We start from the raw sequence: 12,543 nt of genomic DNA, 5'->3' as shown, positions 1-12,543 counted from the left end.
CCAGCGGCCTGAGGGACGTCTCGCGACCATTTCCCCGAAAGCCGCCAAGCCCTGGCGGCTTTCGCGTTTCGGGGGACCTCCCCGCTTCCGACAGGACCGAACAGGGTAGAGCGGCAGGACCAGACAGAGGCCTGCCATGAAGCGCACCGAATATGATTTCGACGTGATCTCCGGCCCGTCCACGCCGCCGCGGCCGCCTGCGCCCAAGCCGCAGCCGGCGCCGCAGCCGCAGGGGAAGTAGCGCGCTACCCTTCGCGCAGCGCGCGCCGCAGCTCGAACTTCTGGATCTTGCCCGTCGCCGTCTTCGGCAGCGGGCCGAAGGTCACGTGCCGCGGCGCCTTGAAATGCGCCAGATGCGCGCGGCAATGCGCGACGATCTCGGCCACGCTCGTCGTCGCGCCGGGCTTGAGCGTGACGAAGGCGTGCGGCACCTCGCCCCATTTTTCGTCGGGGTGGGCGACGACGGCGGCTTCCATCACGTCGGGGTGGCGGTACAGCGCTTCCTCGACCTCGAGGCTGCTGATGTTCTCGCCGCCGGAGATGACGATGTCCTTCGCGCGGTCCTTCACCTCGATGTAGCCGTCGGGGTGCAGCACGCCGAGGTCGCCGGTGCGGAACCAGCCGTCGACGAAGGCCGCCGCATTGGCCTTCGGGTTGCGGAGATAGCCCTTCATCACCGTGTTGCCGCGCAGCGCGATCTCCCCGAGCGTGGCGCCATCGGCGGGCACGCGCGCGCCGGTCTCAGCGTCCAGCACCGTCGCGTCTTCCAGCGTCGGCAGGGGCACGCCCTGGCGGGCCATGAAGGCGGCCTTGTCGGGAAGAGCCAGGTTGGCGAGTTCCGGTTGCCAGGCGCACAGCAGCGACGGCCCGTAGCACTCCGTCAGGCCATACAGGTGCGTCACGTCGAAGCCCATTCCCTCCATCGCCGCGATCACGGGGGATGGCGGCGCGGCGCCGCCGGTGGCGATGCCGACGCGGTGCGGGAAGGCGCGGCGCTGGCCCTCCGGCGCGTGGATCAGCATGGTCAGCACCACGGGCGCGGCACACAGGTGGGTCACGCCGTGTTCGGCGATCAGCGCGAAGATGCGCGCGGGATCGACGCGGCGCAGGCAGACATGGGTGCCGCCCTGCAAGGTGACGGCCCAGGTGTAGGTCCAGCCATTGCAGTGGAACATCGGCAGCGTCCAGAGATAGACGCTGCGCGGCGACAGCCCGAAGGCGAGCGCGTTGCCGCAGGCGTTCAGATAGGCGCCGCGGTGATGCACCACGACGCCCTTGGGGTCGCCCGTGGTGCCGGAGGTGTAGGAGAGCGAGATCGCCGCCCATTCGTCGCCCGGCGGTTCCACGGGAAACATCGGGTCGCCGCCGGCGATGAAGTCCTCGTAGGGCGTCGCGTCGATCTCGGCGCCGCCGGGGCCTTCGGGGTCGTCCACGAGGACGACCAGCGGCCGCGCAGCCGCGCCTTCGAGCGCCGCGGCGGCCAGCGCGGCGAATTCCCGGTCCAGCAGCAGCACCTTCGCGCCCGCATGGCCGAGGATGAAGCGCACCGTCGGCGCGTCGAGCCGCGTGTTGATCGGGCACAGCACGGCATGCGCCATCGGCACTGCCATGTGCGCGTCGAGCATCTCCGGGATGTTCGGCAGCAGCGCCGCCACGACGTCGCCCGGTGCGACGCCGGCGCGGCGCAGCGCGGAGGCGAGGCGCCGGCTGCGCTCGAAATGCGCCGCGTAGGTGATGCGCCGCGCGCCGTGGATGATCGCGCTGCGCCCCGGCCAGATCCGCGCGGCGCGCGCGAGGAAGGAGACGGGCGAGAGCGGGACGTGGTTGGCGGCGGATTTCGGCAGGTCGTCGTCCATCGGCCTCATCCCTTGCCGAGCGCGCGGGGCGCGCTGACCGCGCAGCGCGCGCGCGTCATGTCGTCGAGCAGCGCGGCGGCCTGCGCATGGCCGGGCGTGCCGGGGTCGAAGCCGCCGGCGCGGATGGCGGCGGCGAAGGCGCGCTGGTCGCCCGCCAGCGCCGCCACGCGCGCCGTGGCATCGGACAGCCAGCCGCCATCCTGCGCGGCTTCGCGCCCGGCGATCGCCATGGCGTTGGCGATCATGCGCGCGGCGAAGGCCCTGTCGGCCGGCAGGGCGGGCAGGATGTCGTTCAGCAGCACCTCGCGCGCGGTGGCGAGCAGGTTCGGGCCCTCGGGCGGTTCACGCAGCATCGCGGGCCTCCACCATGCGCAGGATCTCCCATTCCAGCCCGGGGACCATGTGGCCGGTCAGCGCGAGTTCGAGGCTGCGCTCGACGCCGGAGATGTGGCGTTCCGCCTGGTCGACCGCGATCGAGGCCCAGCGGATATGCGCGGCGAGTTCCCACCACCGTACGCGGGCATCGTCCACCTGGCCGTAGCCTTCGTACAGCGCCGCGCGCGGGCCGATGCCGCCGGCTTCGTGGGCGTCGTTGCCGAAGCGCCAGCACTTCGCGCAGAGCCAGCCGAGATCGGCATGCGGGTCCGACCACAGGGAGAATTCCCAGTCGAGCACCGCGGTCACGCCGCCCTCGTCCAGCATGATGTTGCCGGTGCGGAAGTCGTTGTGGACCAGCACGGGGGCGACGGGCGGCGGCGCGGTGCGCTCCAGGTGGCGCAGCCCCCATTCCAGCACCGGGCGCGGATGGCGCTGCCGGTCGAGTGCGGCGCGCTGGTCGGCGACGAAGGCGCGGCACGGGTCGGACGGCGCCTCGCCGAGGAAGGCGAGGTCCGCGCGCGGCGGGCGGATGGTGTGGATGCGCGCGAGTTCGCGCCCGAGCGCGCGCGCGCAGGGTTCGCGCCCGCCGCCCAGCGTCTCGCTTTTCACCACGCGATGCGCCGCCGCGGTGCCCGCGACGCGCCGCATGACGAAGAAGGGCGCGCCCGTCACCGCCGCGTCCTCGCACAGGAACAGCGGTTCCGGCACCGTCACGCCGGCGCCGTGCGCGGCGCGCAACAGCCGGAATTCCTGGGCGCGGCCGTGGCTGACGGCGAGCGTGGCCGCATTGTCCGTGCGCAGCACCCAGGCCCGCCCGCCGGAGGCATCGAGCGCCCAGTTCTGCTGGATGGCGCCGCCCGAGAGCAGCGCCATGCCCTCGATGGCGAGCGTCGTGTCGCCCGCGGCGGCGCGCAGCCAGTCGGTCAGGCGGGCGCGGCGCGCCTCATCCATGCCCGGCCTGGCCCCAGCGGAAGAAGCCGTCGCCCTCGGCGCGCAGCAGGTTCGCGAGCACCATGCGATGCACCTCCGACGCGCCGTCCACCAGCCGCGCCTGGCGGGCGTAGCGGTAGATCCACTCGATCACCGTGTCCTTGGAATAGCCGCGCGCGCCGAGCAGCTGCAGCGCCGTGTCGACCGATTTCTGCAGCGCGTCGGCGACCACGATCTTGGCCATGGACACCTCCTTCCGCGCGAAGGACCCCTGGTCGAGCGCCCAGGCGGCGCGCATGGTCAGCAGGCGGCCGATCTCGATCTCCATCGCCGCCTGGCCGACCAGGCCCTGGACGCTTTCGCGGTCGATCAGCTTCTGGCCGAAGGAATCGCGCTGCTTGATCCGTTCCATCGCGATCTCGAGCGAGCGGCGCGCGAGGCCCGTCCAGCGCATGCAATGCGTCAGCCGCGCGACGCCGAGGCGCATCTGCGTCAGCTTCAGCCCGTCGCCGACATTCATCAGCAGCTGGGAGTCCGGCACTTCCAGCCCGTCGAATTCCAGCTCGCAATGCCCGCCATGTTCCTCCGGCCCCATGATCGGGATGCGGCGGACGATGCGCCAGCCGGGCGTGTCGGACTTGAACAGGAAGGCGGACAGCCCCTTGCGCTCGTCGTCGGAGGTGCGGGCGATGATGATGAAGATCTTCGCGTTGCCCGCCCCGGTGATGAACCATTTGCGCCCGGTGATGCGCCAGCGGTCGTTGCCCACGCGCTCGGCCCGCGTGTAGGTCAGGCCGGGGTCGGAACCGCAGCCATCCGGTTCGGTCATGGCGAAGGCGGATTGGACCTCCCCGCGCACGATCGGCATCAGCCATTCTGCCTTCATCGCCTCCGGCAGCACGCGGTCGAGGATCATCATGTTGCCGTCGTCGGGCGCGGCGGAATTGAACACCACGGGGCCGAAGATGGAGCGGTTCATCTCCTCATAGCAGGCGGCCATGCCGATGCGCGGGAGCCCCTGGCCGCCCACGGATTTCGGCATCTGCAGCGCCCACAGCCCCTCGGCCTTCGCGGCGGCACGCAAGCGCGCGAGCACATCCGTCGCGATGTTCTCATGCTCGTCGTAATTCGCCCGGTCCGCTTCCAGCGGGATCAGCCGTTCGTCCACGAAGCGGCGGATGCGGAGGCGGAAATCCTCGATCTCCGGCGGCAGCACGAAATCCATGGCGTGACGTTCCCTAGAGCGGATTGACCGAATGCCCGCCATCGACCGTGACCGTGGCACCCGTCATGTGCGCGCCGGCGGCGGAGGCGAGAAGCAGCAGCGGGCCCGTCAGTTCCTCGGGCGTGCCGAGACGCCGCTGCGGGATGCGCTTGATCATCGCCTGGCCTGGCTCGGAGGCGAAGAAGTCGCGGTTGATGTCGGTCGCGACATAGCCGGGCGCGATCGCGTTCACGCGGATGCCGTAGCGGGCAAGCTCGACCGCCATCTGCCGCGTCAGATGCAGCAGCCCGGCCTTGGCCGCGGTGTAGCCGGCAACGCCGGGAATGATCCGTTCGCCCAGCACCGAGGCGATGTTGACGATCGACCCCGGCTGCTTCGCCGCGGCCAGCCGCCGGGCCGCTTCCTGGCCGACGAGGAAGCAGCCGCGCAGGTTCACCTCCAGCACCGAATCCCAATCCTCGATCCCCTGCTGGAGGAAAGGCTTGGTGACCGCGATGCCGGCATTGTTGACGAGGATGTCGCAGGGCCCGCCCAGCGCCGCTTCGGCGGCGTCGAAGCAGGGCGCGATGGTCTCCGGCCGCGTCACGTCGAGCGGCACGGCGACCACGCGTGGCCCGAGTTCGGCCGCCAGCCCCGCCGTCGCTTCCATCCGGCGCGCCGCGAGCGCGACCGAGGCGCCCGCCGCGTGCAGCACGCGCGCGAAATGCGCCCCCAGCACGCCCGAGGCGCCCGTCACCAGCGCGCGGCGGCCTTCCAGCGAGAACAGCCCGGCGATGTCCATGCGTCCCTACTCCCTCGCGCGGTGGGTGCCACCCGTTGCGCCGGCAGGCAAGCCCCGCGAGGATGGCCCGGAAGCAGGAGGGTGCGATGGCCGATACCGCAAGGGCCGTGTTCGTCACGGGCGCGCAGCAGGGCATCGGCGCCGCCGCCGCCCGCGCCTTCGCCGCCGCCGGCTGCGACGTGGCGGTGAACTGGCTGGACGACGAGGCGGCGGCCGAGGCCGTGGCCGCCGACATCCGCGCCGCCGGCCGCCGCGCCGTGCTGGTGCGCGGCGATGTCGGCACCGCCGCCTCCTGCGCCGCGCTGGTCGATGCGGCGGTCGCCGGCCTCGGCCGCATCGACGTGCTGGTCAACAATGCCGGCATCTTCCCGCGCGTCGATTTCCTCACGATGACGGAAGCCGAGTGGGACCGCGTCCTCGACGTCAACCTCAAGGGCAGCGCGTTCTGCGCCCAGGCGGCGGCGCGGCACATGGTGGCGGCGGGGACGAAGGGGGTGATCCTGAACCTCTCCTCCTCCTCCGTCCGCGGCGCGGTGCTCGGCGTGCACTATTCGGCGACGAAGACCGGCGTCATCGGCATCACGCGCTCCATGGCGCTGGCACTCGCGCCGCACGGCATCCGGGTGAACGCGATCGCGCCCGGCCTGACCGACACGGCGCAGCCGCGCTACGGCAACAGCGATGCGGAACTGGCGGAGATGGCGAAGGCCCTGCCGCTCGGCCGCATGGGGCGGCCTGAGGAGATCGCGGGGCTGATGGTCTACCTCGCCTCCCCGGGGGCGGAATGGATCACGGGGCAGGTCTACCACATCAATGGCGGCGTCTATCTGGCCTGATCGGGCCGCCTGGCCGCGGAATCTTGCGCCACGTCATGGCGGCGGGGGTGCCGTGCCGCCACAAGCAGGGAAACCAGCGATGGAGACCCGGATGCGCGGCGCGGTGGCCCTGATGCTTCTCCTCGGCGCCGCGGCGCCGGCCCTGGCCCAGGCGGAGGCCGGCGATGCGCGTGCCGGGCAGCGTCTGGCCGCCACCTGGTGCGCGAACTGCCACCAGGTCGCGCCCGGCGGCCCCGGCCCGGTCAGCGACACCGCGCCGCAATTCCAGGCCATCGCGCGCATGCCGTCGACCACCTCGATGTCGCTGCGCGTCTTCCTGCAATCGCCGCACGCGAACATGCCGGACTACCGGCTGACGCGGGACCAGATGGACGACCTCGTCGCCTACATGCTGACGCTGCGGCGCTGACCCCCCCGTCTGGCGCCCTTGCCCGTCCCGCGCTACCCAGGACGAAAGACCGCAGGGGAAACGCCAGAGTGTCCGCATCGCCCGCCCGCTTCCGCATCGGCTACCTCGTGAAGGTGCCGCACCAGTCCTTCCTCGACACCGCGGCCAAGGACCCGGCGCTGGAGGTGGTGCGCCTGACGCTGGACGATGGGGAGGAAGCGGCGCTCAAGGTGCTCGAGACCTGCCAGGGCTACTATGTCCGCGCTTCCCGCGACGAGCTGCCCAAGCCCTTCCACGTCAACGACACGCTGCTCGCGCGGCTGCCCAACCTGCTGATGGCGGCGTCCCAGGGCGCGGGCTACGACACGATCGAGCCCGGCGCCTGCACCCGCGCCGGCGTGCTGCTGGTCAACCAGGCCGGCGGCAACGCGGAAGCGGTGGCGGAACACGCGGTCGGCATGATGCTCGCGCTGCTGAAGCGCTTCCCCGAATGCCACGCGGCGATGCGCGAGGGCCGGGCGCAGCGCCGCGAGGAATTCATGGGCCGCAACCTCTACGGCAAGACGGTGGGCCTGGTCGGCATCGGCAATGTCGGTACGCGCACGGCGGCCATCCTGAATGCCGCCTTCCATTGCCGCGTGCTGGCCTACGACCCCTATGTGGATGCCGCGACCGTCGCCGACCGCGGGGCGGAGAAGATGGACGACCTCCGCGCCATGCTGGCCGAATGCGACATCGTCTCGCTGCACTGCCCGCTGACGCCGGAAAGCCGCGCGATGATGGCCGCCGATTCCTTCGCCGCCATGAAGCCGGGCGCGGTGCTGGTGACGACCGCGCGCGGGTCCATCCATGACGAGGGCGCGCTGCTCGCGGCACTCCAGAAGGGCCACATCGCGGCCGCCGGCCTCGATGTGTGGGAACAGGAGCCGCCGCCGAAGGACCACCCGCTGCTCTCCCACCCCGCCGTGATCTGCACCCAGCACACGGCGGGCGTGACGCATGAAAGCCGGGCGATGATCACGCGCATCGCGGCGGAAGCCTTCTTGGCCTTCGCCGCCGGCCGCTTCCCCCCGCGCATCATCAACCCGGAGGTCAAGGCACGCGTGGCGGACCGCTACCGCGCCGCGCTCGGGCGCGACCTGACGGATCACGCCTGACCTGATCCACCCTTGGCGGCGGCGGGCGCCGGGCCGAGGATGGGCCCGATGACCGCCGCCCCCAGCCGCGCCGTGACCGTCGCCGTCCTCGGCACGACGCAGACCCTCTCCTGGGCTTCCTCCTACTACATCCCGGCCATTCTCGCCGCGCCGATCGCGACGGAATTCGGCGTCTCCCGCGCCACCATCTTCGGCGTCTTCTCGGCCGCGCTGCTGCTGACCGCCTTCCTCGGCCCCGCGGCGGGGCGGGCGATCGACCAGCGTGGCGGGCGGGACGTGCTCGCGGTCTCGAACCTCGTCTTCGCGGCGGGACTCGCGCTGATGGGGGTCTCGCCCGGCCTGCCTGTCTTCTGCCTCGCCTGGGCGATCATGGGCGTGGCGATGGCGATGGGCCTCTACGACGCCGCCTTCGCCACCCTTGCCGGGCTGTATGGCAAGGAGGCGCGGAACAGCATCACCGGCATCACGCTGATCGCCGGCTTCGCCAGCACGGTGGGCTGGCCGGCCTCGGCGCTGATGGAGGCGGAATGGGGCTGGCGCGGCGCCTGCCTCGGCTGGGCCGCGCTGCATGTCGTGCTCGGCCTGCCGCTGAACCGCCTGCTGATCCCGCGCGCCCCGCCGCCCGCCAAGGCCGGCGCCGGCGCGGCGGGCGGGGCGGATGCGGCCCCGCGCGTGCTGGACATGGCGCTGCTCGCCTTCGTGCTGGCGACGGCGGGGTTCTCGGCCGCCGCGCTGGGCGCGCATCTGCCGGGCGTGCTGCAGGCGGCGGGGGCGACGGCGGCGGCGGCGGTGGCGGCGGGCGCGCTGCTCGGCCCGGCGCAGGTCGGCGCGCGCATCCTGGAATTCGGCTTCCTGCGCAAGGTCAGCCCACTCGTCTCAGCGCGCATCGCCGCGGCGGCGCATCCTGTCGCGGTCGTCGTGCTGCTGGCCGGCGGGGCGCCGATGGCGGCGATCTTCGTGCTGATCCACGGCGCGGGGAACGGGATGCTGACCATCACGCGGGGGACGCTGCCGCTCGCGCTGTTCGGCCCCGCGGGCTACGGGCACCGGCAGGGCGTCGTCACCGCGCCGGCGCGGGCGGCGCAGGCGCTCGCCCCCTTCGGCTTCGGGCTGCTGGTCGACGCCTATGGCGCGCAGGCGCTGTGGCTCACCTTCGCGCTCGGGCTCGCGGCGCTGGGCGCGCTGTTCGTGCTGCGCGCGCGGGCCTGAGGCTCAGCGCGGCAGCGTCTCGACGAAATATTCGTAGTTGTCGGCGTTCTCGGCGGCGCGCGCGGCATTCTCCTTGGCCAGCGCCAGCGCGCCGTTCGGGCGGTAGGCATGGTCGCGCGTATTGGCCGCCAGGTGCGACGCCTCGTGGATCAGGATGCCCCAGCGCGAATCCGTCCCGTCCATCCGCGCGCGGAAGAAGGGCGCGCACAGCCCGAGCACCATGTCGCGTTCGCGCGCATAGGCGAAGCGCCCGCCCGGGCAGCCCGGCGGGTCGTTGCAGCGCAGGTCGACGCCGCTCATGTCCTCGAGCCGCGCGAGCGTCAGTTCCAGCGTGATGCGGATGGTCTTGCGCGGCGCGTCGCCGAACCAGCGGCGGATATGCGGATGGTCGGGCTCGTCGCGCACCAGCCGGATCGCCTCGGGCAGGCGACGGCGCGCCTCGGCCATCGCGTCGTCGATCAGCGCGCGATGCGCCTCGACGCAGGCCGGGCCGGGAATGTCCGCGGCGGTGCGTTCCAGCGGCGGCGGCTTGGACGTCGGCGCCTCGACCGTCAGCACCTGCCCAGGGGGGGCCAGCGCCGGGGGCTTCTCGGTCGGCAGGTCGGCAAGCGCCGGCGCGGCCAGGAGCAGCGCGGCAAGGACCGTCGGGCGGCGAAACATGCGCCGCTTCGAGCATGCTTCGCCCGACCACGCCATGAAGCGCTTCATCCCCCGTCGCGCGGCCCTGCCGCGACGGATTGCAGCCCCGCCTCGTCCAGCACGAACAGATACGCCTTCTCCGTGTCGTAGGAGACGAGGTTGGCGCTCCGCCACGCGTTCAGGATCGAGATGATGCTGCGCGTCGTCGCCCCCAGCAGGTCCGCGAGGTCCCCCTGCCGGAAGCGCGCGGCGAGCCGTACGCCGCGTTCCGTCTTCACCGAGTCGGTCTTGAGCAGGTAGAGCACCTGGCGGGCGAGGCGCACTTCCAGCGGCGCGAAGGTCGCGTCCTGCAGCAGGCCGAAGGTGCGCCGCAGGCGTGCCGAGAGCACGCGCGCCAGCGCCAGGCCGAGCGCCGGCTCCGCCTCCGCGGTCTCGAGGAAGGCCTGCGCGGAGATGCGCACGAGCCGGACCTCCCCCATCACCAGCGCGTCCGCGCTGCGCGGCGCGCCGTCCAGCACGCCGATCTCGCCGAACACGTCGCCGGTGCGGAAGACCTCGACCATCAGGCGCTTGGCGGCGGAATCCGGGGCGCCGACGCGTACGCGGCCCTTGCCCTCCAGCACCGCGAAGACCGCGTCCGGCGGGTCGCCCTGGGCAAAGAGCGGCGCGCCGTCGGCGGGCGCGATGCGCCGCGCGCCGTCCGCGAGGCGCGCGAGCGCGGCCGCCGGCAGGTCGCGGAACAGGTTGATCCTGGCGAGGTCCTCGACCAGGCGCGTATCGCTCATGCCCATCCCTCCTCTGCGCTGGCGCGCCTGACCGCATAGAGCGGCAGTGACCCGAACCCTTTGGCCGTCGGGATGCGGCCGGCATAGTCGCAGGCGAGGACGCTGCCGCGCGGCAGCAGGGCGACCTCGCAGGCGAAGGCTTCCGTCGCGAATATGCGCCCGGGCGGCGTGACGGGCTCGATCCGCGCGGCGCGCGTCATGGCGCGGCCGGAATACTTGCCCACCCCTTGCACCGCGTCGTGCACCGGCAGCAGCGGGCCGAAATCGATCGCGAAGCGCGGATGGATCGGCGGGTCCTGGCCTTCCAGCGCGGCGCGCATGTCGAAGGCGCAGGCGGCGGCCTCGCGCGCATCGGCGAAGGCGATCTGCACCGCGTCGCCCCAGGCGTTGCGGTACAGCGCGGGATGCCGGTCCAGCGCCGCGCCCATTGCCGCGAGCGGACCTTCGTAGAAATCGGCCAGCCCCGCATCGTCCAGCGCGCTGAAGCGCGGCAGGTCGCCGAACAGCACCGCCATCGGGCGCCGGCGGGGTTCCGGCGGCGCCTCGGCCGCCATGTCGCGCGGCCAGGGCCAGCCGATGAAGACGGACCGCGCGCCGGCCCCGGTCCAGGCCGCGACATCGGCGGCGGTGCCGGCGGCGCCGCGCTGCGGGCCGCGGTCCCAGGCGGCGACCTGGACCGCCTCGGCGTCGCGGTGGCGGGCATGGAGCCGGGCGAGGCCCATCGCCCGCCGCGCCGCCATGGCAAGGTGCAGGTCGTCGCCCGCGAAGGGGCGTTCATCCAGCTGGATCAGCCGCACGCGCGGCAGCAGCGCGCGGAAGCGCGGCACCCAGCGTTCCCCCGCGGGCGCGACGGACGCGGTCTCGTAGGTCTCGGCGTCGCAGGGCAGCACGACGCGCGGCACGATCCCCGCGCGCAGCAGCGCCTCGGCGGCCAGTATGTCGAGCCCGGCGGCCAGCCCGCCGAAGGCCATGCCGATGTTCTCGGTGGCGATGACGGCGTCCAGCGCGGCGCCGAGCAGCGCCTCGATCGCCGGGTCGTCCTGGCCCGGGCGCGGCATGTGGCCCGTGTAGTGGAGCACGCGCGGGATGCGCAGCGCATCGACGAAGCCGGGCGGCAGGCCCAGGAAGGCCGCTTCGCGCCGCATCTGCCGCCGCGTCGTCGCGCGCGCGGACAGGTCGGAACCGGCACGCGCCTCGGCCCGTTCCAGCGCGCGCCAGGCCTCGGTGTTGCGGCCGGCGATCAGCAGCGCCTCGGCCTCGGTCGCCGCGGACCAGTAGTCGCCGCTGTCGCGCTGCGTGCGGAGCACCTCCGTGGCGATCGCGGCCGCTTCCTCCCGCGCGCCGGCGAGCATGCGCAGCGCCGCGGCGTTCACGCCGTGCCAGCCTTCCCCCCATTTGCGCCACAGCGCCTGGTAGCGGCGCGCCGCCTCGGCCAGCAGCGGCCCGCGCGCGGCGGCCGGAGTCTCGAAGGCGCGGTCCTTGATCAGCCGCGCGCCGAGCGCGGCGATCTCCGGATCCGTCTCGGCGTCCAGCCGCAACTCGTGGAACAGGTCGAGCGCGCGGCCGGTCGCCCCCGCGCGCGCGATCGTCAGCGCGGCGCGGTAGCGCAGCGCCGGGTCGCCCGGCCGCTCGGTGAGCGCGGCCATGGCCCGGTCGTGGGCGGAAAGCAGGAGGCCCTCGGCCTCCAGCGCCAGGACCTCCGCGAGCGGATCGGACATCGATGGGTTCTGCCGCGCGGATCGGGATGATCCTAGAAGCCGTTGCCCCGCCGCGTCCATGCGGCCCGGCGCGCCGCGTCCGCGCGATGGCGCGCGCGCGCCGGTTGTGCCAGAACGGCGGCGTTCCGGACGCCGCCCATGCCGCATGACGTGTTCCTGAGCTACGCCTCCGCCGACCGCGCCGCGGCCGATGCGGTTTGCGTCGCGCTCGAAGCCCGCGGCATCCCCTGCTGGATGGCGCCGCGCGACGTCCGCGCGGGGGAGGATTGGGGCGAGGCGATCCTCACCGCGATCGGCCGGGCCCATGCCATGGTGCTGGTCCTGTCCCGCCACACCGCCGCGTCCGTCCATGTCCGCAACGAGGTCGTCACGGCGGTCTCGCAGGGCCTCGCGCTGGTGCCGGTGCGGGTCGAGGATTGCCAGCCGGGCGGCGCGCTGCGCCTGCACCTGGCAGGTTCCCACTGGCTGAACGCCTTCCCCCCGCCGATCGAGCAGCACGCGGACGCGCTGGCGGCGGGCGTGCGGCTCGCCCTCGCGGCCGATGCGACGATCGAACTGCCGCGCGCCCAGGCGGCGGCGCTGGTGGCCGCGGCGCGCGCGGCGTCCCAGGGCAGCGGTCCCGCGCCGGCCACGGCGGGGCC

The 12,543-nt window shown here is 73.2% G+C and carries 13 protein-coding genes; 5 read left to right on the top strand and 8 right to left on the bottom strand.

The features are described 5' to 3' along the window. Window positions 1-245: 245 nt before the first annotated feature. Genes J5Y09_RS21720 through J5Y09_RS21700 form a run of 5 tightly spaced genes read right to left on the bottom strand, consistent with a single transcriptional unit; the run spans window position 246 to window position 5,170 of the window. Window positions 246-1,856: an AMP-binding protein gene (locus J5Y09_RS21720; protein ID WP_209353959.1), complete on the bottom strand. Its 1,611-nt coding sequence runs from the start codon at window positions 1,854-1,856 to the stop codon at window positions 246-248. A 5-nt stretch (window positions 1,857-1,861) separates the two neighbouring features. Further along, on the bottom strand, window positions 1,862-2,209 hold the full coding sequence (locus J5Y09_RS21715) for a DUF6285 domain-containing protein (protein ID WP_209353958.1): 348 nt from the start codon (window positions 2,207-2,209) through the stop codon (window positions 1,862-1,864). After that, window positions 2,199-3,185: a phosphotransferase family protein gene (locus tag J5Y09_RS21710; protein WP_209353957.1), complete on the bottom strand. Its 987-nt coding sequence runs from the start codon at window positions 3,183-3,185 to the stop codon at window positions 2,199-2,201. Before J5Y09_RS21710 ends, J5Y09_RS21715 begins: the two co-directional genes overlap by 11 nt. Continuing rightward, a complete protein-coding gene (locus tag J5Y09_RS21705; RefSeq protein ID WP_209353956.1) occupies window positions 3,178-4,389 on the bottom strand; it encodes an acyl-CoA dehydrogenase family protein in 1,212 nt (403 codons plus the stop codon). The genes J5Y09_RS21710 and J5Y09_RS21705 overlap by 8 nt, the downstream gene beginning before the upstream one ends. Window positions 4,390-4,402: 13 nt before the next feature. Then, entirely contained in the window at window positions 4,403-5,170 is a 768-nt protein-coding gene (locus tag J5Y09_RS21700; RefSeq protein WP_209353955.1) for an SDR family NAD(P)-dependent oxidoreductase, read from the bottom strand. 86 nt (window positions 5,171-5,256) lie between these two features. On the opposite strand from J5Y09_RS21700, the gene J5Y09_RS21695 reads away from it, so the two are divergent. The 4 genes from J5Y09_RS21695 to J5Y09_RS21680 all read left to right on the top strand — a co-directional run bounded on the left by J5Y09_RS21695 (window position 5,257) and on the right by J5Y09_RS21680 (window position 8,760). Next, window positions 5,257-6,006 carry an SDR family NAD(P)-dependent oxidoreductase gene (locus J5Y09_RS21695; protein WP_209353954.1) on the top strand — a complete coding sequence of 250 codons (750 nt, stop codon included), beginning with the start codon at window positions 5,257-5,259 and terminating at the stop codon, window positions 6,004-6,006. Between the two features lie 79 nt (window positions 6,007-6,085). Further along, window positions 6,086-6,415 (top strand): c-type cytochrome, encoded by a 330-nt coding sequence (locus J5Y09_RS21690; protein ID WP_209353953.1) that lies wholly within the window; start codon window positions 6,086-6,088, stop codon window positions 6,413-6,415. Window positions 6,416-6,483: 68 nt separating this feature from the next. Beyond that, window positions 6,484-7,551, top strand: a complete 1,068-nt coding sequence (locus J5Y09_RS21685; protein ID WP_209353952.1) for an NAD(P)-dependent oxidoreductase — start codon at window positions 6,484-6,486, stop codon at window positions 7,549-7,551. A 48-nt stretch (window positions 7,552-7,599) separates the two neighbouring features. Continuing rightward, window positions 7,600-8,760 (top strand): MFS transporter, encoded by a 1,161-nt coding sequence (locus J5Y09_RS21680; protein ID WP_209353951.1) that lies wholly within the window; start codon window positions 7,600-7,602, stop codon window positions 8,758-8,760. 3 nt (window positions 8,761-8,763) lie between these two features. Here the strand turns inward: J5Y09_RS21680 and J5Y09_RS21675 are convergent, their stop codons facing one another. From J5Y09_RS21675 to J5Y09_RS21665, 3 genes are read right to left on the bottom strand one after another with little or no spacing between them, the layout of a single operon-like run. After that, complete coding sequence (locus tag J5Y09_RS21675; protein ID WP_209353950.1) at window positions 8,764-9,420, bottom strand: M35 family metallo-endopeptidase; 657 nt, start codon at window positions 9,418-9,420, stop codon at window positions 8,764-8,766. A 44-nt stretch (window positions 9,421-9,464) separates the two neighbouring features. After that, window positions 9,465-10,184, bottom strand: coding sequence for a Crp/Fnr family transcriptional regulator (locus J5Y09_RS21670; protein ID WP_209353949.1), 720 nt, complete (start codon window positions 10,182-10,184; stop codon window positions 9,465-9,467). Further along, on the bottom strand, window positions 10,181-11,902 hold the full coding sequence (locus J5Y09_RS21665) for a tetratricopeptide repeat-containing protein (protein ID WP_209353948.1): 1,722 nt from the start codon (window positions 11,900-11,902) through the stop codon (window positions 10,181-10,183). Before J5Y09_RS21665 ends, J5Y09_RS21670 begins: the two co-directional genes overlap by 4 nt. Before the next feature lie 138 nt (window positions 11,903-12,040). On the opposite strand from J5Y09_RS21665, the gene J5Y09_RS21660 reads away from it, so the two are divergent. Then, window positions 12,041-12,543 (top strand): toll/interleukin-1 receptor domain-containing protein (locus tag J5Y09_RS21660; RefSeq protein WP_209353947.1); only part of this gene is annotated, 503 nt, incomplete at its 3' end.

The organism is Roseomonas nitratireducens, from assembly GCF_017813355.1.
GTDB lineage: Bacteria > Pseudomonadota > Alphaproteobacteria > Acetobacterales > Acetobacteraceae > Neoroseomonas > Neoroseomonas nitratireducens.
Note: the sequence above shows the minus strand (reverse complement) of the source record. Positions and strands in the feature narration are given on the sequence as shown.

Coding starts and splice junctions, on each gene's coding strand:
- J5Y09_RS21720 (WP_209353959.1), bottom strand. CDS start 1,856: ATGGACGACGACCTGCCGAAATCCGCCGCCAACCACGTCCCGCTCTCG.
- J5Y09_RS21715 (WP_209353958.1), bottom strand. CDS start 2,209: ATGCTGCGTGAACCGCCCGAGGGCCCGAACCTGCTCGCCACCGCGCGC.
- J5Y09_RS21710 (WP_209353957.1), bottom strand. CDS start 3,185: ATGGATGAGGCGCGCCGCGCCCGCCTGACCGACTGGCTGCGCGCCGCC.
- J5Y09_RS21705 (WP_209353956.1), bottom strand. CDS start 4,389: ATGGATTTCGTGCTGCCGCCGGAGATCGAGGATTTCCGCCTCCGCATC.
- J5Y09_RS21700 (WP_209353955.1), bottom strand. CDS start 5,170: ATGGACATCGCCGGGCTGTTCTCGCTGGAAGGCCGCCGCGCGCTGGTG.
- J5Y09_RS21695 (WP_209353954.1), top strand. CDS start 5,257: ATGGCCGATACCGCAAGGGCCGTGTTCGTCACGGGCGCGCAGCAGGGC.
- J5Y09_RS21690 (WP_209353953.1), top strand. CDS start 6,086: ATGGAGACCCGGATGCGCGGCGCGGTGGCCCTGATGCTTCTCCTCGGC.
- J5Y09_RS21680 (WP_209353951.1), top strand. CDS start 7,600: ATGACCGCCGCCCCCAGCCGCGCCGTGACCGTCGCCGTCCTCGGCACG.
- J5Y09_RS21675 (WP_209353950.1), bottom strand. CDS start 9,420: ATGTTTCGCCGCCCGACGGTCCTTGCCGCGCTGCTCCTGGCCGCGCCG.
- J5Y09_RS21670 (WP_209353949.1), bottom strand. CDS start 10,184: ATGAGCGATACGCGCCTGGTCGAGGACCTCGCCAGGATCAACCTGTTC.
- J5Y09_RS21665 (WP_209353948.1), bottom strand. CDS start 11,902: ATGTCCGATCCGCTCGCGGAGGTCCTGGCGCTGGAGGCCGAGGGCCTC.